Consider the following 21,120-nt stretch of genomic DNA (forward strand, 5'->3'; position numbering starts at 1 on the left):
TAGAGACGAGGCTGTTGAATCAGCCTTCGATCTCGATCAGGATTTCGCCCGGGTTGACCCGGTCGCCCTTGGCCACATGGATGGCGGTGACTTTGCCTGCGATGGCCGATTGCACTTCGGTTTCCATCTTCATCGCTTCGGTGATCAACACGGCCTGGCCGGCTTTCACGGTGTCGCCTTCCTTGACCAGCACATCGACGATGTTGCCTGGCATGGCAGTGCTGACGTGGCCCGGAGCGGTGGCCTGCTTGCGTTTGCTGCTGCCGCCGCTGACGAACTCGTTGAGCGGTTCGAACACCACTTCTTCCGGCATGCCGTCGATGGACAGGTAGAAGTGACGCTTGCCTTCAGCCTTGACGCCGACACCGGTGATGTCGACGCGGTAGGTTTCGCCGTGAACGTCGATGACGAACTCGGTCGGCACGCCTTCACCACTCGCCGAGGTCACGCCACCGGCTTCAGGAATCGGCAGCAACACTTCCGGTGTCAGGGTGCCGGCTTCGCGTTCTTCGAGGAACTTGCGCCCGATGTCCGGGAACATGGCATAGGTCAGCACGTCTTCTTCGGACTTGGCCAAGGCACCGATCTCGCCGCGCAGCTTGGTCATTTCCGGTTTGAGCAGGTCAGCCGGGCGCACGTCGATCACTTCTTCGCTGCCAATTGCCTGACGACGCAGCTTCTCGTCGACAGTGCCCGGCGCCTTGCCGTAGCCACCTTGCAGGTAGAGCTTCACTTCGTTGGTGATGGTTTTATAGCGCTCACCGGCCAACACGTTGAAGAACGCCTGGGTGCCGACGATCTGCGACGTCGGGGTCACCAGCGGCGGGAAGCCGAGGTCTTCGCGAACGCGCGGGATTTCGGCCAGCACTTCGCTCATGCGATTCAGCGCGCCCTGCTCTTTCAACTGGTTGGCCAGGTTGGAAATCATCCCGCCCGGCACTTGGTTGACTTGCACGCGGGTGTCGACGGCAGTGAATTCGCTTTCAAACTGGTGGTACTTCTTGCGCACGGCGTAGAAGTACAGACCGATTTCCTGCAGCAGTTCCAGGCTCAGGCCGGTGTCGAACTCGCTGCCTTTCAGGGCGGCGACCATCGACTCGGTGCCCGGATGGCTAGTGCCCCAGGCGAAGCTGGAGATGGCGGTGTCGATGTGATCGGCGCCGTTCTCGATAGCCTTGAGTTGGCACATCGAAGCCAGGCCGGCAGTGTCGTGGGAGTGAATAAACACTGGCAGCGACTGTTCGGATTTCAATGCCTTGACCAGTTCGCCGGTGGCGTACGGAGTCAGCAGGCCAGCCATGTCCTTGATCGCCACCGAGTCGCAACCCATGGCTTCCATTTGCTTGGCTTGCGCCACGAAAGCCTCGATGGTGTGCACCGGGCTGGTGGTGTAAGCGATGGTGCCCTGGGCGTGTTTACCGGCGGCTTTCACCGCTTCGATCGCGACCCGCAGGTTACGTACGTCGTTCATCGCATCGAAGATACGGAACACGTCGATGCCGTTGACCGCAGCCTTGGCGACGAAGGCTTTGACCACGTCATCGCTGTAATGGCGATAGCCCAACAGGTTCTGGCCGCGCAGAAGCATTTGCAGACGGGTGTTAGGCAGCGCCGCGCGGAGTTTGCGCAGACGCTCCCACGGGTCTTCCTTGAGGAAACGTACGCAGGCGTCGAAGGTCGCGCCACCCCAGACTTCCAGCGACCAGTAGCCGACTTTGTCGAGCTTGTCGCAGATCGGCAGCATGTCGTCAGTGCGCATGCGGGTCGCGAGCAGCGATTGGTGGGCGTCGCGCAGGATGGTGTCGGTTACAAAGATCTTTTTGGACATTGTCATATTCCTCACAGGCCTGCGTGGGCGGCGATGGCGGCGGCGATGGCCAGGGCCAGCTCTTCGGGTTTGCGCTTGATCGAGTAGTTGGTCAGCTCAGGGTGGCTTTCAACGAAACTGGTGTTGAACTGACCGCTACGGAATTCCGGGTTACGCAGGATTTCCTGGTAATAGGCGGCAGTGGTCTTGACCCCTTGCAGACGCATGTCGTCCAGGGCGCGCAAGCCACGGTCCATCGCCTCTTCCCAGGTCAACGCCCACACCACCAGTTTCAGGCACATGGAATCGTAGAACGGCGGAATGGTGTAACCGGTATAGATCGCCGTGTCGGTGCGCACGCCGGGGCCGCCGGGGGCGTAGTAACGGGTGATCTTGCCGAAGCTCGGCAGGAAGTTGTTTTTCGGGTCTTCGGCGTTGATCCGGAATTGCAGCGCAAAACCGCGGTGCTGGATGTCTTCCTGTTTCACCGAAAGCGGCAGGCCGGAGGCGATGCGGATCTGTTCACGGACGATGTCGATGCCGGTGATTTCTTCGGTGATGGTGTGTTCCACCTGCACCCGGGTGTTCATTTCCATGAAGTACACCTCGCCCTCGGCGAGCAGGAACTCCACGGTGCCGGCGTTCTCGTAACCCACAGCTTTGGCCGCGCGTACCGACAGGTCGCCGATGTAGGCGCGCTGTTCCGGGGTCAGTTGCGGGCTCGGGGCGATCTCGATCAGCTTCTGGTTACGACGCTGGATCGAGCAATCACGCTCGAACAGGTGCACCACGTTGCCAAAGCTGTCGCCAAGGATCTGCGCTTCGATGTGCTTGGGATTGACGATGCATTTTTCGAGGAACACTTCCGCCGAACCAAAGGCCTTGGTGGCTTCGGAAATCACTCGTGGGAAAGCCTGTTCCAATTCTTCGCGGCTGTTGCAGCGACGAATGCCGCGACCGCCACCACCGGAAGTGGCCTTGAGCATCACCGGGTAACCGATGCGATCGCCTTCGGTCAGGGCTTCGGCGATGTCGGCGACGTTGCCTTCAGTGCCCGGCGTGACCGGCACACCGGCCTTGATCATGCTGCGTCGGGCTTCGGTCTTGTCGCCCATGCGGCGAATGACTTCCGCCGACGGGCCAATGAATTTGATTCCACGTTCGGCGCAGATGTCGGCCAGTTCGGCGTTCTCCGAGAGAAAGCCATAACCTGGGTGCAACGCGTCGCAACCGGTTTCCACGGCCAGGTTCACCAGCTTGCGCGGGTTCAGGTAGCCGGCCAGCGGTTCGGCACCGATGCTGTGGGCTTCGTCCGCACGCTTCACATGCAGGGCATGGCGGTCAGCGTCGGAATAGATCGCGACCGAGCGAATGCCCATCTCGGCGCAGGCACGTACGATTCGTACGGCAATTTCACCACGGTTGGCGATCAGGATCTTTGTTATCACTTGGAATTTCCCTTGAGCCGGTTGCTACCCACGACCCCTGGACTGGGTCGGCGCGTGACTAAATGTTTCAAGCCAGTCGCACAGTCACACTAGCCCGCTCAAGGGATTAACAAAAATCAATAATTATTGGGTCAGGCATAAGCAAAGACTTATAGTTGAACGACCAGCCTGCGGCCAGAGCCTATAAAAAATGCGTAAGTCCTTGATGCGTATGACATTACGTCAACTTCAGGTCTTCAATGAAGTCTGTGATTTACGTTCCTACAGCCGTGCAGCCGAGGAAATGTCGCTCACACAACCAGCCGTAAGCCTACAGATTCGTCAGCTGGAAGAGCTGATTGGTCAGCCTTTGTTCGATTATGTCGGCAAAAAACTCTACATGACCGAAGCCGCTGAAGCGTTACAGCGCGCCAGCCGAGACATTTTCGGGCGCCTGGAAAACCTCGATATGCAGCTCTCGGACATGCAAGGCTCGTTGCAGGGCCAGTTGAAACTGGCTGTGGAATCCAGCGCCAAGTACTTCGTACCGCATCTGTTTGCTGCCTTCAAGCGGCAGCACCCGGAAGTGAACCTGCATTTGACCGTGGTCAATCGCGGGCAAGTCATTCGACGCCTGTCGGACAACCGCGACGACCTGGTGATCATGTCCATGGTGCCGCAGGACATGGGGCTGGAATTCCTGCCGTTCCTCAACAACCCGATTGTCGCCGTGGCGCCACCCGATCATCCGCTGAGCCACATGGGCCCGCTGCGCTTGCAGGATCTGGAGCCCTACACGCTGCTGGTACGCGAACAAGGCTCGGGAACCCGGCAGGCCTGCGAGGAATATTTCAAAGAGAAGCGCGTGCACTTCAACCAGACCCAGGAGGTTTCATCGGCAGAAGCCCAGCGTGAATGTGTGGTGGCGGGTCTGGGCGTGGCACTGTTGACGCGCCACGCCCTGAACCTGGAGTTGGCGACCGGCGGGCTCAAAGAGCTGCCGGTCGAAGAGCTGCCGCTGTATCGCAGCTGGTGCCTGGTGCAGGCCAAGGCCAAACGCCTGTCACCGGTTGCACACGCGTTCCTGGGATTTATCCGCAGTGAACGGGTGCAGATCAGCGCGCTGGTTGAGCGCTTCGACGGGAAGCTGTCGGTGCTGCCTGCCAGTAATTGAGCTCCGCTGCGCCGGGAAAATCGCCAATCTCTGCCAGCAGTTGACGCTGCTCGCAACGATCTTCAATCGCGCGGCGAAATTCCATGCGGCGCTGGTCTTCTTGCTGACGACGGGTTTTGACGGCGCTGTTGCGTTCTTCGTAGGGCTGAGCCATTTCGAGTCTCCCAAGGCGAGTACGGGAGTTTCAAGATAGGCGCGGGGGATGACGGTTTGGCGGCGAGTCGATGACAGAAAAATGAAAATTTGTTCTGCTTCTGTGGCGAGGGAGCTTGCTCCCGCTGGGTCGCGAAGCGGCCCCAACTCTTTTGCGACTGCTGCGCAGTCGAGCGGGAGCAAGCTCCCTCGCCACACGATCGCCGGGTCAATCGTCGAGGGCTTTGACCGACTTGGGCGACAGCCGCAGGCTGCGAAGGCTGCGCTTGACGCTCTTGAGGTGGTTGACCAGGCTCGGACCGCGCGCCATGGCCACGCCCATGGCCAACACGTCGATCACCACCAGGTGGGCGATGCGCGAGGTCAGCGGCGTATAGATTTCGGTGTCTTCGTGCACATCGATAGCCAGGTTGACGGTCGACAACTCGGCCAACGGCGTCTGGCTCGGGCACAAGGTAATCAGCGAGGCACCGCTTTCACGCACCAGGTTGGCAGTGATCAACAGGTCCTTGGAACGGCCGGACTGGGAAATGCAGATGGCCACGTCCGAGGGTTTGAGCGTAACCGCCGACATCGCCTGCATGTGCGGATCGGAATAGGCCGCCGCGGTCAGCAGCAACCGGAAAAACTTGTGCTGCGCATCCGCCGCCACCGCACCCGACGCGCCAAAGCCATAGAACTCTACGCGCTGGGCCTGAGACATGAGCGACACCGCCCGCTGCAACTCCACCGGATCGAGCTTCTCGCGAACCTCCATGAGGGTGTGCAGGGTGGTGTCGAAAATTTTCAGGCTGTAGTCGGCGACCGAATCATCTTCATGAATCGCGAACTGTCCGAAGCTCGCGCCTGCCGCCAGGCTTTGTGCCAGCTTCAGCTTCAAGTCCTGGAACCCCGAACAACCGATGGCGCGGCAGAAGCGCACGATGGTCGGTTCGCTGATGCCTACGCTGTGGGCAAGATCGGCCATGGAACTGTGCATCACCGCCGCAGGGTCAAGCAGCACGTGATCGGCAACCTTGAGCTCCGATTTGCGTAACAGGTGGCGAGACTGGGCGATATGTTGCAACAGGTTCAAAGGGCAGGACTCATTGTTATTGGCAGACGCCGGGGATGTAGCGAGCTTGTAGTTATACTACAAGAATCGGCTTTTTGCCTGCCCAATGCGTAACTCAATGCCCCCATTCCACGCCTCGCGCACTCCATGTAGCACCCGTAGCCCTTGTCACCACCGACAAAGCTGCGTCTGAGTGCCGACCGGTAAGAACCCCCTCCGTCGCCAGCCCCTACACAGAGCCCGCGTCCCTGCGCAGTAACTCGGCCAGACCGTCAGCCTCGACCGGTCGACTGATCAAGTATCCCTGCACCTCATCGCACAATTCATCCTTGAGGAACTCCAGTTGCTCTGGCCTCTCCACGCCTTCAGCCACCACTTTGAGCGACAGACCATGCGCCATGGCAATGATCGCCCGGGTGATCGCCGCGTCCTCGCCGCCCTCCCCCAGCCCACGTATAAACGCCTGATCGATCTTCACGTAGTCCACGGGGATGCGCTTGAGATAGCTCAGCGACGAATAACCGGTGCCAAAGTCGTCGATTGCCAGTTTCACCCCCAGATCGCGCAGTTGCTGGAACGTCGCGATGATGTGTTCGACGCTGTCCAGCAATTGGCTTTCAGTCAGCTCCAGCTCCAGGTAGTGCGGCGCCAGGCCGGTTTCCTCAAGTACCTGGCGCACCAGACTGACCAGTTTTCCCTGACGCAACTGATGCACCGACAGATTGACCGAGACCCGAATCGGCGCCAAACCCTGGCGCTGCCACTCGCAGGCCTGCCAGCACGCCTGGCGCAGCACGAACTCGCCAATCGGCCCGATCAACCCGGTTTCTTCGGCCAGGCCAATAAAGTCGCCTGGCGGCACCCGGCCCATTATCGGATGGTCCCAGCGCACCAGCGCTTCGGCGGCATTCAACCGACCCGTCGCGAGGCAGAGCTTGGGTTGGTAAAACACCTTCAACTGCTTCTCTTCGATGGCCTTGCGCAGTTGATTCTCCAGTTGCAAACGTTCCAGGGTGCTGGCTTGCAGGCTGTCGGTGTAGAACTGGAAGTTGTTCCCGCCCAGGTGCTTGGCGTGCTGCATGGCCATGTTCGACTGGCTGACCAACGCGGAAATTTCCCGGGCGTTGTCCGGCAACATGCTGATGCCCATCGACGCGCTGACCACCAATTCATGGCCTTCGATCGTGAGCGGCAAACGCAGCTTGGCCGACAACCGGGTGGCGACCCGCGCCAGGCTCGACAGGTTGCCGTAAGCGTCGAACAGCACCGCAAACTCATCGCCCGACAAGCGCGCAATGGTGTCGGCTTCCGGCAACGCGTTGACCAAGCGCCGGGCCATTTTCTGCAACAGCTGATCGGCCACTTCATGCCCGAGACTGTCGTTGAGCAGCTTGAAACGGTCCAGATTGATGTGCAGCAGCGCCAGGCTGCGTCCACCCTGCCGCACCCTGAGGTGAGCTTCACGCAAGCGCTCGTGAAACAGTGAACGGTTGGCCAGCCCGGTGAGTTCGTCGTAGTGAGTCAGGTAGCGCATGCGCTCTTCGGATTCGCGCCGAGCCGACAGATCTGCGAAGAAGCCAACGATATGACTGACATTTCCCCGAACATCACGCACCACACTGAGCTGTAGCCATTGCGGGTAGAGTTCGCCGTTCTTGCGGGCCTCCACCAGTTCGCCCTGCCAGCTGCCGTGTTGCTCCAGCGCCTGATGGATCACCGAGTAGTGCCGCCGCGCATCACGACTACACGGCAACTCCACGACATTGCGCCCCAGCAGGTCTTCCATCCCGTATCCGGTGACGCGGCTGAAGGCCTGATTGACTGCGATCAGCGCGTAATGGGGGTCGAAAATCACGATGCCTTCGCTGGCGGCTTCGAATACCGTGGCCGCCAGTTGTAGCTGTTCTTCCAGCTCTTTGCTGGCAGAAATGTCACGCCGGGTGCCGACCATGCGGATCACCCGCCCATCGGCACCACGTTCCACCGCGCGCCCACGGTCCTCGATCCAGACCCAATGACCATCGCCGTGGCGCACGCGGTACTCGATCTGGTAATCCTCGCTGCGCCCCTTCAAATGCTCGACCAGCGCTCGCTTGAGCGGCATCAGGTCTTGCGGGTGCAGCCGCGGCTTGAGGTCACGCAACATCGCGGTGACATACTCCGGCGCGAGGCCGAACAGTTCCTTGAGCTGGGTGTGATGCACCTCGTCGGTTTGCAGGTTCCAGTCCCAAAGGCCCAGCTCACTGGCCTTCAACGCCAGCCCCAGCCGCGCCTCACTCTTGCTCAACGCCTGGTTGGCGGCGTCCAGCTCCAGACTGCGCTGGGCCACGCGACCTTCCAGTCCGACCTGAGCCTGGCGCAACTCTTCTTCGGCACGGCGCCGCTGCTCAACTTCACGGCCCAGCTCCTGATTGAGCTGGTCGCTGCGCATCCGGGCCAGCTGCAAATGTTCGATCAACGCCTGATTCTGAAAGCGCCGCAGCAGCTCGCGCTGGATCAGCCGGTTGACTTGCCAGGCGACCACACTCAACGAGCCCAGCACAATCAACCCGAGCCAGCCCCAGCGCTGCTGCTGTTCATCGCCGCCCCAGAACAGGTAGCCGATTGCAGGCAACAGGCACGGCAAGGTAAACGACAGGAACGCCGGCAAGCTGACCGCATAAGCGACGCTGGCCGACAGCACCGCAGCGCCAATCAGGCCGAACACCCAGGCTTGTTGCAGGAAGTTGTCGGCCGGCACCAGGGCGATGCCGGCACCGGCGAGGGTCAGGCCGGTCAGGCCCGAACCGAACAGAAACATGAGCCGCCAGATCGGCTGCGCCTGCCGACTGGGCATCGCCGCATCGAACGCCGCGACCTGAATGACCCGCAACGCCACCAGCACGAGCAACCAGATCAGCCAGATGCTGACCACGAAATAGCGCTGCGGACTCCAGAGCAACCCGGCGCAGACCAGGCCATTGATCAACATGAACAGCGTCGGCAGCAGCGAACCCTGATACAGCAGGCGCGTGCGCTCGACCGCCATCTCCATGGCGTACTGTTTACGGATAACCCGCGGTTCCACAGAGGGGCCCGACAGGCCGGGGCTGAAGGTCATAGGCGGTGTTCTTGTTCTTATAATGGCGGGCGATGGTTGAGCCCGAACGTGCAGCGAGCATACACAAGCGAACGCCCGGACCAAACTGCCCCAGATCACAAAAACGACAAAACAAATCCACGACCCGAACCCCGTGAAACCCCTCAAGCAAGGCCCACCCACGCCTGCAGAGCATGACCGGCCGGTCGTCCCCGGTGTTTCTTTCATCGGCTAATGCAACGCCGGGTTTGCCCGGTATGGCGCAGCCCCCTAGAATGCCCCGATGCGCGATGATCTCTCCCTTCTGCTGAACTCTCTCAACGATGCCCAACGCCAGGCCGTAGCTGCCTCCGTGGGTCGTCAGTTGGTCCTGGCCGGTGCTGGTTCCGGTAAAACCCGAGTGCTGGTGCACCGTATCGCCTGGTTGATCCAGGTCGAAAACGCCTCGCCCCACTCGATCCTGTCGGTGACTTTCACCAACAAGGCTGCTGCCGAGATGCGTCACCGCATCGAGCAACTGATGGGTATCAACCCGGCCGGCATGTGGGTCGGCACCTTCCACGGCCTGGCGCACCGCCTGCTGCGGGCACACTGGCAGGAAGCCGGCCTGAGCCAGACCTTCCAGATCCTCGACAGCGATGACCAGCAACGCTTGGTCAAGCGAGTGATCCGCGAACTGGGCCTGGACGAACAACGCTGGCCGGCGCGTCAGGCGCAGTGGTTCATCAACGGGCAGAAAGACGAAGGTCTGCGTCCGCAACACATTCAAGCCAGCGGCGACCTGTTCCTGGCCACCATGCGCAGCATTTATGAGGCCTATGAGGCCGCGTGCCTGCGTGCGGGCGTCATCGACTTCTCTGAACTGCTGCTGCGCGCCCTCGACCTGTGGCGCGACCATCCGGGCTTGCTGGCACACTATCAAAAGCGCTTCCGGCACATTCTGGTGGACGAGTTCCAGGACACCAACGCCGTGCAGTACGCCTGGTTGCGGTTGCTGGCCAAGGGCGGCGACAGCCTGATGGTGGTCGGCGACGACGACCAGTCGATCTATGGCTGGCGCGGCGCGAAAATCGAGAACATCTATCAGTACTCCGACGACTTCCCGGATGCTGAAACCATTCGCCTGGAGCAGAACTACCGCTCCACCGCCGGCATCCTCAAGGCCGCCAACGCCCTGATCGCCAACAACACCGGGCGCATGGGCAAAGAGCTGTGGACCGACGGCGGCGAAGGCGAAGCCATCAACCTCTACGCCGCGTTCAATGAACATGACGAAGCACGCTACGTGGTGGAAACCATCGAAAGCGCGCTGAAAACCGGCTTGGCTCGCAGCGATATCGCGATTTTGTACCGCTCCAACGCCCAATCGCGGGTTTTGGAAGAAGCCTTGCTGCGCGAACGCATTCCGTACCGTATCTATGGCGGCCAGCGCTTCTTCGAACGGGCCGAAATCAAGAACGCCATGGCCTACCTGCGGCTGCTCGAAGGTCGCGGCAACGATGCGGCACTGGAGCGGGTGATCAACGTGCCGGCCCGTGGCATCGGCGAGAAAACCGTCGAAGCGATCCGCGACCATGCCCGCCACAGCGATGTGTCGATGTGGGAAGCCATGCGTCAACTGGTGGCCAATAAAGGCCTGACCGGCCGCGCGGCCGGTGCTTTGGGTGCGTTCGTCGAGCTGATCGAAAACCTCGCGGCCAAAACCGCCGAGATGCCCCTGCACCTGATGACGCAAACGGTCATCGAGCAGTCGGGCCTGATTGCCTATCACGAAGCGGAAAAAGGCGAGAAAGGCCAGGCACGGGTAGAAAACCTTGAGGAACTGGTCAGCGCGGCGCGTAACTTCGAAAATGCCGAAGAAGACGAAGACCTGACACCGCTGGCCGCATTCCTGGGCCATGCGTCGCTGGAATCCGGCGACACCCAGGCTGACGAGCACGAAGACAGCATTCAGCTGATGACTCTGCACAGCGCCAAAGGCCTGGAATTCCCTTACGTGTTCCTGGTGGGCATGGAAGAAGGCCTGTTCCCGCACAAGATGAGCCTGGAAGAGCCCGGTCGTCTCGAAGAAGAGCGCCGTCTGGCCTATGTCGGCATCACCCGGGCCATGCAAAACCTGGTGATGACCTATGCTGAAACCCGACGCCTGTACGGCAGCGAGACCTACAACAAGGTTTCACGCTTCGTACGCGAAGTGCCGAAAGGCCTGATTCAGGAAGTGCGACTGTCCAACAGCGTCAGCCGTCCGTTCGGCGGCGGCCAGAAGCAGAATTCGAGCAGCCTGTTCGCCGGCACGGAAATCCCCGAAACCGCGTTCAGTCTCGGTCAGCAGGTGCAACATGCGGTCTTCGGCGAAGGGGTGATCCTCAACTTCGAAGGCGCGGGTGCCCAGGCTCGGGTGCAGGTGAACTTCAGCGAAGGCAGCAAGTGGCTGATGCTGGGTTACGCCAAGCTGGAAGCGATTTAAAGCTCATCAGAGGCCTTATGTGGGAGCGGGCTTGCTCGCAAGAACGATAACGCGGCGTTCCTGATAAACCGCAGTGCGGTCTTCGCGAGCAAGCCCGCTCCCACAGGGGTTGTGTTGAATCCACCTCAGCAGGTTGATCTGAAAAGGCGCAAAACATGGGCTCAGGTTTCTTTTCTTCCTGGACATTCTGGGCCCTGCTGTCGGCCGTGTTCGCGGCCCTTACTGCGATCTTTGCCAAGGTCGGCATCGAAAACGTCAATTCCGACTTCGCCACGCTGCTGCGCACCGTCGTGGTGCTGGTCAGCCTGGCGCTGATCCTGTACGCCACGGGCCAATACCAGTCGCTGGGATCGATTACCGGCAAAAGCTATCTGTTCCTGCTGCTGTCGGGCCTGGCGACAGGGGCTTCGTGGATTTGCTACTTCCGCGCGCTGAAACTCGGACCAGCCTCGCTGGTCGCCCCGGTGGACAAACTCAGTGTGGTGCTGGTGGCGGTACTCGGCGTGATTCTGCTGGGTGAAAAGCTCGACCTGCGCCAATGGGGCGGCATCGGTTTGATCACCGCTGGCGTGGTGATGCTGGCCCTTCGCCGCTAAACAACTTTCCTACTGAACATACCCATTCGTCTGACAGACAAACGCTCAAAGGCCCTATTGCGCCGACGAAGCTGAACCCAAGCTGTCAGGCAAAAGCCCGAAACACTCTGCCGCTAGCCAGTAATAGTTCACCTGTGCAACATGGCGCGCGTGCCATCTACCAATGGGAATTCCCTTTATGAAACGTTTTCTTAGCATCGCCATGGCATTGTGCATCGGCCTGACGATGAGCCTCGACGCCAACGCCAAACGCTTCGGCGGCGGTAAAAGCGCTGGCGCCGCGCCGACCCACCAGACAAGCCAAATGGCCCCTTCTTCTCCAGGCATGGGCGGCGCAGCTGCGACCGCGGGTGCTGCCGGCGCCGCTGGCGCTGCGGCCAAGGCCGGTGGCGCTTCGCGCTGGCTCGGCCCGTTGGCCGGCATCGCGGCCGGTGGCCTGCTCGCCTCCATGCTCATGGGCGACGGCTTCCAGGGCATGCAGATCTTCGACATCCTGATCATGGCGCTCATCGCCTTTGTGATCTTCCGATTCATCGCCGCTCGTCGCCGCAAGCAACAACAAGACATGGCCCCTGCCGGTCATGCGCCGATGCACCGTGACGCGTTCGAGCAAAAGCCGTCCATGGGCTCGATCTTTGGCGGTTCGACAGCACCTGCACCCGCTCGCCCGGTGATCAACGCACCGGCCCTGGTTCAACGAAGAGCGTTTCGTTGAAGCGGCACGCAACCACTTCCAGTCCCTGCAACAGCACTGGGACGCCAACGAAATGGACAAGATTGCCGAGTTCGTAACCCCGCAACTGCTGGAGTTCCTCAAGCGCGAACGCGCCGAGTTGGGCGATGGCTTCCAGTCGACGTTCATTGATAACCTCAATGTGCAACTGGACGGCGTGGATGATCGCGCTGACAAGACCATCGCCACCCTGACCTTCAGCGGCGTGTCGAAGAACTCGCGTTTCGACCAGGGCGAAGTGTTCAGCGAAAGCTGGAACATGGAACGTGCCCAAGGCGAGAACCAGCCTTGGCTGGTGGCCGGTATCCGCCAGAACGGCTGATACTTCCCGGCTCTGCCTGGAAGGTGCCTGCGCGTTCCAGACAGAACCTAGCATGCTGTAATGAAAACCCCGGACTTGTCCGGGGTTTTCTATTTCGCGGTTGCATCTATAGCGAGCTACTGTATAAACCGCCCCAACCAAACCGCGCCATTGAGCAAGAGGATCCCGGACGTGGAAGAAATCATCGAACAACTGCGTGAAGCCAACGAACCGGTGCCGGTTCCGCTGGAGCTGCCTGACGAAGACCTGCTGGTGGAAATCGAAGAACAACTGTTCATCGATATCCCGTTCGTTTTCAGAGAATTCCTGCTGACCGTCAGCGACGTTGTTTACGGCAGCCTGGAGCCGGTCACCGTGACCGACCCGCAATCGCACACCTACCTGCCAGACGTTGCCGCCAACGCCTGGGATGCCGGTGTTGATCGCAGCATGATCCCGATCTGCCAGGACGGCGACGACTACTACTGCGTCGAAGAAGACGGCACCGTGGTGCTGTGGTCCGCCGAAGAAGAGCTGGTGACCGAAGAAACCTGGGAATCGGTATGGCACTGGGCGCGGGACGTCTGGCTGGAAAGCTGATCTGCCTGACGCCCCGCTCGATCAATGTCCGGACGAATCCTTGTGGTTGTCCAGGGTTTCCAGCAGGGCGACCTGCATCCGCGTGTGGATGCGGATGAACCAGCGCCAGAGCAGTGCTGCAACCGCAGCGGCGACCACGGCGATCAGCACCAGCAACTTGTTGGTCGGCAAGATACTGGCCGACAAGGCTGCCAGCAGCAGGAAAATCACCAGCAGCGAGAGAATCGGGATCACTTCGGCGATCACCCGACGCACTCGCTGTGTGTGACGCCCCGCCATCTCCGGCTTCACCCCCATCTCCGCCAACAACATCGAGAGCGCCTTGAGCTTGCGGTAAGCGGCAATCAAAAATGGCAGTGACAACAGCAATGCCCCGCCCCAGATCAGCGCCTTCTGCCAGCTCGGATCACTGATCCAGCCTTGCAAGTACGCGGACATTCGCTCGGCGAAGAACCCGCCCGAGAAGAAGATTGCCACCACCAGCGCCAGGTTGACCCCGACCTGCAACAGAATCCGCCGAATCATCGACGCCAGCAGCGCGCCCTCGCCCTGCGGCTGAATGCTGCGCAGCCACTCGCCGTACATCCCCAGCACCCGGCCCAGACGCTGGGGCATCACCGCCGCCAGTTTCATCGACAACGGGTCCGCCGAGCGGATCAGGTAAGGCGTGAGCAAGGTAGTCATCGCCGAAACGGCCACCGCCACGGGATAGAGAAAATCGCTGGTGACCTGCAAGGTCATGCCCAGCGCGGCGATGATGAAAGAGAATTCGCCAATCTGTGACAGCCCCATCCCGACCCGCAGCGAGGTTCGTCCGTCGTTGCCGGCGATAAAGGCACCGAGGCCGCAGGACAACATCTTGCCAAGCACCACAGCCACGGTGATGACCGCAATCGGCCACGCGTATTGCAGCAGGATTAGCGGATCGATCATCAGCCCGATGGCCACAAAGAAAATGGCGCTGAACATGTCGCGAACCGGTTCGATCAACCGCTCAATTTTCACCAGTTGCCGCGATTCAGCCATGATTGCGCCGATCAGGAACGCACCGAGCACCATGCTGTATTCAAGCTTGACCACCAGCAGGCAAAAACCGAAACACAGGCCCAAGACCGTGATGAGCAGCATTTCGTTGCTCTCGAATTTCGCCACATATGCCAGTAAACGCGGGACCAGCAGGATGCCGACCACCAGTGCGACGATCATGAACAACGAGAGCTTGCCGACCGTGGAAAACACCTCGCCGGAACTCACGCTTCCGCTGACGGCGATGCTCGACAGCAAGGCGATGATGCCGATGCCCAGGATGTCTTCGACGATCAGTACGCCGAAGATCAACTGCGCAAAGCGCTGGTTCTTCATCTTCAGGTCATTGAGGGCCTTGACGATGATGGTGGTCGAGGAAATCGCCAGGATCGCGCCGAGGAACAGCGAGTCCATGGTGCTCCAGTCGAACCAGCGGCCGATTTCGTAGCCGATCCAGATCATCAGCACGATTTCCAGGAAGGCTGCGATAAACGCCGTGGCGCCGACCTTGAACAGCTTGCGCAGGCTGAACTCCAGCCCCAGGCAGAACATCAGGAAAATCACCCCGAGTTCGGCCAGGGTCTTGATGGTTTGCTCGTCGTGGATCAACCCGAATGGCGGTGTGTGCGGGCCGATGATGAAACCGGCCACAATGTAGCCTAGGACCACCGGTTGCTTGAGCCGATGAAAGAGGATGGTCACCACACCCGCGACCAGCATGATCACTGCCAGGTCCTGAATAAAGCTGATGGCATGCATGGCGCGAGACTCCTTCGAAGGGCTGAATAGACGTCGTTGCGGGTCACCAGATAGAGGAAAAGGCCCTTGGGATGGGCTTTTTGAAGGGTAACACCGCGACTTCCGACAGAAAGGCGGTGCAATATATGGAAACAGATCGTTCCGTGCGTGACGGTCGCCCCTGGCGCGGCGTCCCGTTAACGGTGGTTTTGAAAAGCCAACCAGGCACCCACAGAGGTGCCCCCGCAACCAGCCTTGAACCGTGAGTGTGCTATGGAACCCGGAAACGCCCAGCTGTCGATGACGGTATTGATGACCCCCGACATGGCCAACTTCTCAGGCAATGTCCACGGCGGCACCCTGCTCAAGTACCTCGATGAAGTCGCCTACGCCTGCGCCAGCCGTTATGCCGGACGCTATGTGGTGACGTTGTCGGTGGACCAGGTGATTTTCCGCGAGCCGATTCATGTCGGCGAGCTGGTGACTTTTCTGGCGTCGGTGAACTACACCGGCAACACCTCGATGGAGGTCGGCATCAAAGTGGTGACCGAGAACATCCGCGAACGCTCCGTGCGCCACACCAACAGCTGCTTCTTCACCATGGTGGCGGTCGATGACCAGCGCAAACCCGCCGTGGTGCCGCAACTGCAACCGCAAAACAGCGAGGACCAGCGCCGCTTCATCCAGGGTAAACAGCGCCGGCAGATCCGTCAGGAGCTGGAAAAGCGTTATCAGGAGATCAAGGCTGATGCCTGAGGCGTTGAACCTTTAGATCGCTTTCGCGGGCCAGTCGGATCGCCACACCGACTGGCCCGCGAAGCTTTTAAAGGCTGATCGGCGTTGCTTCGAACCGCACCCGCGGATGAGCGATGCGGTCCTGGGCCCTCACCAGTTCCAGCTCATAGCTGGCGCAGGCCCTGGGTTTCCAGCAGCACTTCATGCACCGCAGCCGCTGCAAACTCGAAGGCCTCGACCAGGCTGTCGCCCAACAGCACACGAGCCAGGAACAACCCTGACGTCAGGTCGCCCACGCCCACCGGCTGCCGGGGAAACGCCAGCAACGGGCGACGCAGGTGCCAACTGCCTTCTGCCGTCACCAGCAACATTTCAAAACCCTCCGGCAACTTGCCTGGATAGTCCAGGTGCTTGACCAGCACGGCTTTCGGCCCGCGCGCCAACAGTGCCCGCGCCATGGCCAGGCAGTCGAACAACGATTGCGGCTTGCGCCCGGAAAAACTGTCGAGCTCCAGCTGATTGGGGCACATGAAGTCCGCGACCGCCGCCGCTTCTTCCAGCAGGAACTCACTGACCTCGGCTGGCACGATGCAGCCTTTTTCCGCGTGCCCCATCACCGGGTCGCACAGGTACAGCGCCTTGGGATTGATCGCCTTGATCCGCGCAACGCCGCCCAGAATGGCACGCCCCTGGGCCGCACTGCCCAGATAGCCGGACAACACGGCGTCGCAGTTGCCCAACTCGCCGATTGCGGCGATCCCTTCCACCAGTTCGGGGATCTGATGAGGCGACAACACCTCACCCGCCCACTGGCCATATTGGGTATGGTTGGAAAACTGCACTGTGTTGAGCGGCCAGACGTTCACCCCGACCCGCTGCATCGGGAAAACCGAAGCACTGTTACCGGCGTGGCCGAACACCACATGGGACTGGATGGCGAGCAGGTGAGGCGTACGTTTCATGCGGGATTTTTCCGTAAACCGATTGAAATTCGAGCGGCGCAGTATGCGACTAAACGCAGCCTGTACGACAGACCGGAGACACAGTTAAGCTGACGCTAACTTGTTGGAGCACTGTTCATGCTGACCCTTGGAAATATCTTCGTGCTGATGCTGCTGGCGACCGGTGCTGCGTGGCTTTGGCACAACCATGGCTTGCGCGAGCGGGCACTGGAAAGGGTCAAGCAGCATTGCGCCAAACTCGATATCGAGTTGCTCGACGGTAATGTGGCCTTGAAGAAAATCGGCTTTGTGAGGGATGCCAGCGGGCGGCAACGCCTGGCCCGTGTATACAACTTCGAGTTTACCGTGACCGGCGAAACCCGCCACGCGGGCACCATCACCCAATTCGGTGCCCACAGTGCGCAGATCGAACTGGCGCCCTACCCGTTTCCGTTCGCGGAAAAACCAGTGGTACCCAGCGCTGAAGTGATCGAGTTGAGCCAGTGGCGTCAGGATCACAACAAGTCGCGCCACTGATCCGCGTCAGGCAGGGTTCAGGCGACAACTCATCAGGTTCTTTTGCAGCGTCTCGGGGGCTTGCGGCGCGTCGAAAATCAGCTCGATGCGTGAGTCCTGACGCCATTCACTCGCTAGCCACTCCAAATCTGCATTGCCCAGCGCGTTGGCCGACACCCAACCATCCGCACTGTGGATAACCAGCTTGGCCCGGCACCAATCAAGGCCCTGGAGCCACGCCTGAACCCGCGAGGCGTCGAACGAACAGCCCGGATGAAAGCGCCAGCCAATGCTCCAGCCGCCCTCCTGTTGTTGACTGAGGCACATCGGCACCTCCGGATCAGGCCAAATCGCCGGGATCTGTGCCAGGCCTTTGGGCACGACGAAGTTATCCACACCCGCAACGGCCAGCACCTCGCTCCCCGGTAACTCTGAAAGCGCTAAAACCGCCTGTTGTGTCCAGTACAACGGGCGGTCCGGTAATTGTGCGGTGATGCGCTGGCGATCCGCGTCACTCAGTTGCTCAGCCTTGTTCAGCACCAGTAAACCCGCACTTGGCAGTGCGTCCCGCTGTGACGCCGGCAGCGGTTTTCCGGCGGCCAGTGCCTGGGCATCAAGCACCAGGACGCACGGCTGCAGCGCCAGCACACCTTGCCACGGCGCTTCGCTCAATTGCCTGAGCAACTGCGCGGGATGACCAAGCCCGGAAGGTTCGATGAACAAACGATCCGGCCGTGACTTGCGCAACAATCGCCCGAGGCCGACCTGAAACGGCGCACCATTGACGCAACACAAACAGCCGCCGGCCACTTCACCCAGTGCGATACCATCGGCGTCCGTGGTCAGCAGCGCGGCGTCGAGCCCGATCTGGCCAAACTCGTTGATCAACACCGCCCAGCGCTCACCCTCAGGCCGTTGCGCCAGCAGGTGCTTGATGAGGCTGGTCTTGCCGGCGCCCAACGGCCCGGCAATGACGTGTGTGGGTATGTTCTGCAACATGTTCAGCGGTTTCTAAGGAGATAAAGGATGCGTTTGATCTGGCTGCCCTTGCTGGCAGTACTCGGCAGTGGCGAAGCGCTGGCCGAGGCCTGCGTGGTCCATAGCCAATCCGAACGGGTTGACGTCAAAGTCTGTCAGCAAAACCGCAGTATTCCGGACAAACTCTTCCGCGACGGCTTCTGCCAGCCAAGCCTCGCCGGGCAAAAAGTCGACGTACAATTCGTCGACCAATGCCCAAGCGGTGCCTTTGGCGTGTGCAGCAACGCGCATGTGGCCAATATGCCTTACCGGCAGGATTTTCACTATTACGGCGTGGCCACCGACGCGGCATACCTCAAGCCGTTTTGCGAAACCCAGAGCCAGGGCTCATGGCTCAAACCCTGAATCAGTCGAGCCAGTCCAGCGTGAGGATCAACCGCCGCTCACCGGACGCCGGTTGCGGCGAACGATGGATCAAGCCAAACCCTTCGTTGCCGTGCCATTTTTCGCCCTTGAGTAACGCCACTTCACCAGCAAGCATCTGCTGAATGTCCTGCGGCTCGGCAGCCTCTGTACTCAGTGCCCTACGGTCCAGGGCGCCTTCCCTGAGCCATTGGCTGCCGATGCCCGCGTAGGTCGTGATCAGCCGCACCGACACATGATCAACGTGAAAACGCGGGCACATCGCCTTGTCCAGCACCCGCAACCGCAGACCAATGCGCTTGGCGCCAAGCAGGCACGCGAAGGCGCTGACCAGCCACGACACGTCGGCCATGAAGCCTTCATAGCCCACCAGATCGCTGAAACCTGCGGCCAGGCCGCGCAGATCCGGCTCTGCATCATCGGTCGGCATGGCCAATGACAAAGACTCTGCCAGCGGCTCATTCAGCGATAACAGCACTGCACCGAAATCGGCGATGTGAGCCGGTAACTGACGCTGCCAGAGGGCCAGATTTACCTCGTCTGCAAGGATTTGAGTGAAGACTTCAGGGGTTTGGCCCTGCACCTGAAGCGGGTCTGAACGCAGCGCCAACTTCACGCAGCCGCCTCTTCGTGCCACGACCCGAAAGGATCGGCCATCAGACGCCAGCCTTCGACGCCGAGGGCCATTTCATCATCGCTGAGCAGGCACGTGTCGAGGCGTGCGGTGAGTTGGGCGAAATCGATGTTCTGACCGATGAACACCAGTTCCTGGCGGCAATCACCGCTGGCGGGCGTCCAGTTTTCCATGATCGCGGTGATGCTTTCCGGGTCTTGGGGCCACTGCTGCTTCGGCACAAAACGCCACCAGCGTCCGGCAAATCCATGGCGCATCAGCCCACCGGCCTGAGACCAACTGCCCGCGTCCTGATGCTTGCTGGCCAACCAGAAAAACCCTTTGGAGCGCAGCAGTTTGCCGTTCACCCAAGGCCGGTTGATAAAGCTGAAAAAGCGTTGCGGGTGGAACGGCCGACGCGCCCGATAAGCCATTGAGGCGATGCCGTATTCCGTGGTTTCCGGCACATGCGCGCCGCGCAACTCTTGCAGCCAGCCGGGCGCCTGGGCGGCTTTTTCAAAGTCGAAACGGCCGGTGTTGAGGATCTCTTTCAACGGCACTTCACCCATGACCATCGGGATAATGCGCGCCGTTGCATTGAGTCGCTCCAGGATCGCGATCAACTCCTGGCGCTCAACACTGCTGATCAAATCAATCTTGCTGATGAGGATCACGTCCGCGAATTCGATCTGCTCGATCAATAGGTCCGTGATCGAGCGCTCGTCCTCCTCACCAAGGGTTTCGCCGCGTGATGCCAGGCTTTCCGCAGCCTGGTAATCGGGCAGAAAGTTCATGCCATCGACCACGGTGACCATGGTGTCGAGCCGTGCAATGTCGGCCAGGCTTTGGCCTTCCTCGTCACGGAAGGTGAAGGTTTCAGCCACTGGCAAGGGCTCTGAAATGCCGGTGGACTCGATCAGCAAGTAATCGAAACGACCGTCCTTGGCCAGTTTGCCGACCTCTTCGAGCAAGTCTTCGCGCAAGGTGCAACAGATGCAGCCGTTGCTCATCTCAACGAGTTTTTCTTCAGCGCGGTTCAGGCTGACATCTCGCTGGACTTCGCTGCCATCGATGTTGATTTCGCTCATATCGTTCACGATCACCGCAACCTTGAGGTTCTCGCGGTTGCGCAAAACGTAGTTGAGCAGCGTGCTCTTGCCAGCGCCGAGAAAGCCGGACAGCACGGTAACGGGGAGACGATTGGGCATCAGGTATTCCTCATCAGGAGTGGCCGGTCAAATCGCCCGTTGATGGCGTTCGCGCAGCTCTTCACGTTCTTTGGCTTCGATACACAGGGTGGCGGTGGGCCGCAGCAGCAGGCGTTTGAGGCCAATCGGCTCACCGGTTTCGCGGCACCAGCCGTACTCGCCGCGCGCGAGGCGTTCGAGGGTCTCGTCGATCTTGTCCAGGAGCTTCTTTTCCCGCTCCAGCAGGCGCAGCTGCCACTGGCGTTGCTCTTCAGCGCTACCGACATCCGCGGGATCGCTGTTGGGTTCTTGTTCGCGCAGCACGTCGAACTCATGGGCGATGCGTATTTGCAGTTCGCTGCGTTGGGCGAGCAGCAATTCGCGGAAGAAACCCTGCTGAGCGTCATCCATGTAATGGGCCGAAGGTTGGGCGAGGAGTTCTTGTTCAGTCATGGGAGTCACGCGGCGGGTTGTTCTTTTATGTTATAGTATAACAACACAAAGAAGCCAATCCCCTGTTGCACGCCGTGTGAAAGCGCAGGATCCTGAACCGGCTCGTCCGCTGAGAATCG

Annotated in this window: 17 protein-coding genes and 2 pseudogenes; 8 read left to right on the plus strand and 11 right to left on the minus strand. The window is 60.3% G+C overall.

The annotated features are described in order from the left end of the window. Positions 1-19 precede the first annotated feature (19 nt). Both oadA and AABM54_RS26420 read right to left on the minus strand, forming a co-directional pair. A complete protein-coding gene (gene oadA / locus AABM54_RS26415; RefSeq protein ID WP_347902810.1) occupies positions 20-1,828 on the minus strand; it encodes a sodium-extruding oxaloacetate decarboxylase subunit alpha in 1,809 nt (602 codons plus the stop codon). Between the two features lie 11 nt (positions 1,829-1,839). After that, on the minus strand, positions 1,840-3,255 hold the full coding sequence (locus tag AABM54_RS26420; RefSeq protein WP_095109269.1) for an acetyl-CoA carboxylase biotin carboxylase subunit: 1,416 nt from the start codon (positions 3,253-3,255) through the stop codon (positions 1,840-1,842). Positions 3,256-3,445: 190 nt separating this feature from the next. On the opposite strand from AABM54_RS26420, the gene AABM54_RS26425 reads away from it, so the two are divergent. Then, a complete protein-coding gene (locus tag AABM54_RS26425; protein ID WP_347902811.1) occupies positions 3,446-4,408 on the plus strand; it encodes a LysR family transcriptional regulator in 963 nt (320 codons plus the stop codon). On the opposite strand, the gene AABM54_RS26430 is transcribed toward AABM54_RS26425, so the two are convergent. The 3 genes from AABM54_RS26430 to AABM54_RS26440 form a co-directional block, all read right to left on the minus strand. After that, the gene (locus AABM54_RS26430; protein ID WP_347902812.1) at positions 4,350-4,562 is read right to left on the minus strand and encodes a PA3496 family putative envelope integrity protein; all 213 of its coding nucleotides are present in this window, start codon (positions 4,560-4,562) and stop codon (positions 4,350-4,352) included. The two genes, AABM54_RS26425 and AABM54_RS26430, sit on opposite strands and share 59 nt — an antisense overlap. A gap of 207 nt (positions 4,563-4,769) precedes the next feature. Beyond that, positions 4,770-5,636 carry a transcriptional regulator HexR gene (gene hexR, locus AABM54_RS26435; protein ID WP_007896526.1) on the minus strand — a complete coding sequence of 289 codons (867 nt, stop codon included), beginning with the start codon at positions 5,634-5,636 and terminating at the stop codon, positions 4,770-4,772. A gap of 208 nt (positions 5,637-5,844) precedes the next feature. Next, a complete protein-coding gene (locus tag AABM54_RS26440) occupies positions 5,845-8,715 on the minus strand; it encodes an EAL domain-containing protein (protein ID WP_347902813.1) in 2,871 nt (956 codons plus the stop codon). A gap of 262 nt (positions 8,716-8,977) precedes the next feature. Here AABM54_RS26440 and uvrD point away from each other — a divergent pair, with 262 nt between their 5' ends. From uvrD to AABM54_RS26460, 4 genes and pseudogenes are all read left to right on the plus strand, one after another. Further along, positions 8,978-11,161 carry a DNA helicase II gene (gene uvrD, locus AABM54_RS26445; RefSeq protein WP_347902814.1) on the plus strand — a complete coding sequence of 728 codons (2,184 nt, stop codon included), beginning with the start codon at positions 8,978-8,980 and terminating at the stop codon, positions 11,159-11,161. Positions 11,162-11,316: 155 nt separating this feature from the next. Further along, positions 11,317-11,757, plus strand: a complete 441-nt coding sequence (locus AABM54_RS26450; protein ID WP_347902815.1) for an EamA family transporter — start codon at positions 11,317-11,319, stop codon at positions 11,755-11,757. A gap of 178 nt (positions 11,758-11,935) precedes the next feature. Next, positions 11,936-12,812 (plus strand): annotated as a pseudogene (locus AABM54_RS26455) (Tim44 domain-containing protein). Positions 12,813-12,983: 171 nt separating this feature from the next. Continuing rightward, positions 12,984-13,391 (plus strand): SMI1/KNR4 family protein, encoded by a 408-nt coding sequence (locus tag AABM54_RS26460; RefSeq protein ID WP_217973077.1) that lies wholly within the window; start codon positions 12,984-12,986, stop codon positions 13,389-13,391. A gap of 21 nt (positions 13,392-13,412) precedes the next feature. Here the strand turns inward: AABM54_RS26460 and AABM54_RS26465 are convergent, their stop codons facing one another. Beyond that, complete coding sequence (locus AABM54_RS26465; protein ID WP_347902816.1) at positions 13,413-15,176, minus strand: cation:proton antiporter; 1,764 nt, start codon at positions 15,174-15,176, stop codon at positions 13,413-13,415. Positions 15,177-15,428: 252 nt separating this feature from the next. On the opposite strand from AABM54_RS26465, the gene AABM54_RS26470 reads away from it, so the two are divergent. Next, entirely contained in the window at positions 15,429-15,911 is a 483-nt protein-coding gene (locus AABM54_RS26470; protein ID WP_347902817.1) for an acyl-CoA thioesterase, read from the plus strand. A 67-nt stretch (positions 15,912-15,978) separates the two neighbouring features. Here AABM54_RS26470 and pdxY read toward each other — a convergent pair. Next, a pseudogene (gene pdxY / locus AABM54_RS26475) lies at positions 15,979-16,852 on the minus strand (pyridoxal kinase PdxY). Between the two features lie 117 nt (positions 16,853-16,969). Between pdxY and AABM54_RS26480 the strand changes: the two are divergent. Further along, positions 16,970-17,368 carry a DUF3301 domain-containing protein gene (locus AABM54_RS26480; protein WP_347902818.1) on the plus strand — a complete coding sequence of 133 codons (399 nt, stop codon included), beginning with the start codon at positions 16,970-16,972 and terminating at the stop codon, positions 17,366-17,368. A gap of 6 nt (positions 17,369-17,374) precedes the next feature. Here AABM54_RS26480 and AABM54_RS26485 read toward each other — a convergent pair whose 3' ends face one another. Next, a complete protein-coding gene (locus tag AABM54_RS26485; protein ID WP_347902819.1) occupies positions 17,375-18,346 on the minus strand; it encodes a CobW-like GTP-binding protein in 972 nt (323 codons plus the stop codon). A 27-nt stretch (positions 18,347-18,373) separates the two neighbouring features. Between AABM54_RS26485 and AABM54_RS26490 the strand changes: the two genes are divergently transcribed. After that, complete coding sequence (locus AABM54_RS26490; RefSeq protein WP_347902820.1) at positions 18,374-18,730, plus strand: NADH:ubiquinone oxidoreductase; 357 nt, start codon at positions 18,374-18,376, stop codon at positions 18,728-18,730. Position 18,731: 1 nt separating this feature from the next. On the opposite strand, the gene AABM54_RS26495 is transcribed toward AABM54_RS26490, so the two are convergent. The 3 genes from AABM54_RS26495 to dksA are packed head-to-tail and all read right to left on the minus strand — an operon-like array spanning position 18,732 to position 21,001. Continuing rightward, a complete protein-coding gene (locus AABM54_RS26495; RefSeq protein WP_347906305.1) occupies positions 18,732-19,358 on the minus strand; it encodes a DUF1826 domain-containing protein in 627 nt (208 codons plus the stop codon). A 2-nt stretch (positions 19,359-19,360) separates the two neighbouring features. Next, a complete protein-coding gene (gene zigA, locus AABM54_RS26500; protein ID WP_347902821.1) occupies positions 19,361-20,569 on the minus strand; it encodes a zinc metallochaperone GTPase ZigA in 1,209 nt (402 codons plus the stop codon). A gap of 27 nt (positions 20,570-20,596) precedes the next feature. Then, on the minus strand, positions 20,597-21,001 hold the full coding sequence (gene dksA, locus AABM54_RS26505; RefSeq protein ID WP_347902822.1) for an RNA polymerase-binding protein DksA: 405 nt from the start codon (positions 20,999-21,001) through the stop codon (positions 20,597-20,599). Positions 21,002-21,120: the final 119 nt, after the last annotated feature.

This window comes from Pseudomonas purpurea, assembly GCF_039908635.1.
GTDB classification, from domain to species: domain Bacteria; phylum Pseudomonadota; class Gammaproteobacteria; order Pseudomonadales; family Pseudomonadaceae; genus Aquipseudomonas; species Aquipseudomonas purpurea.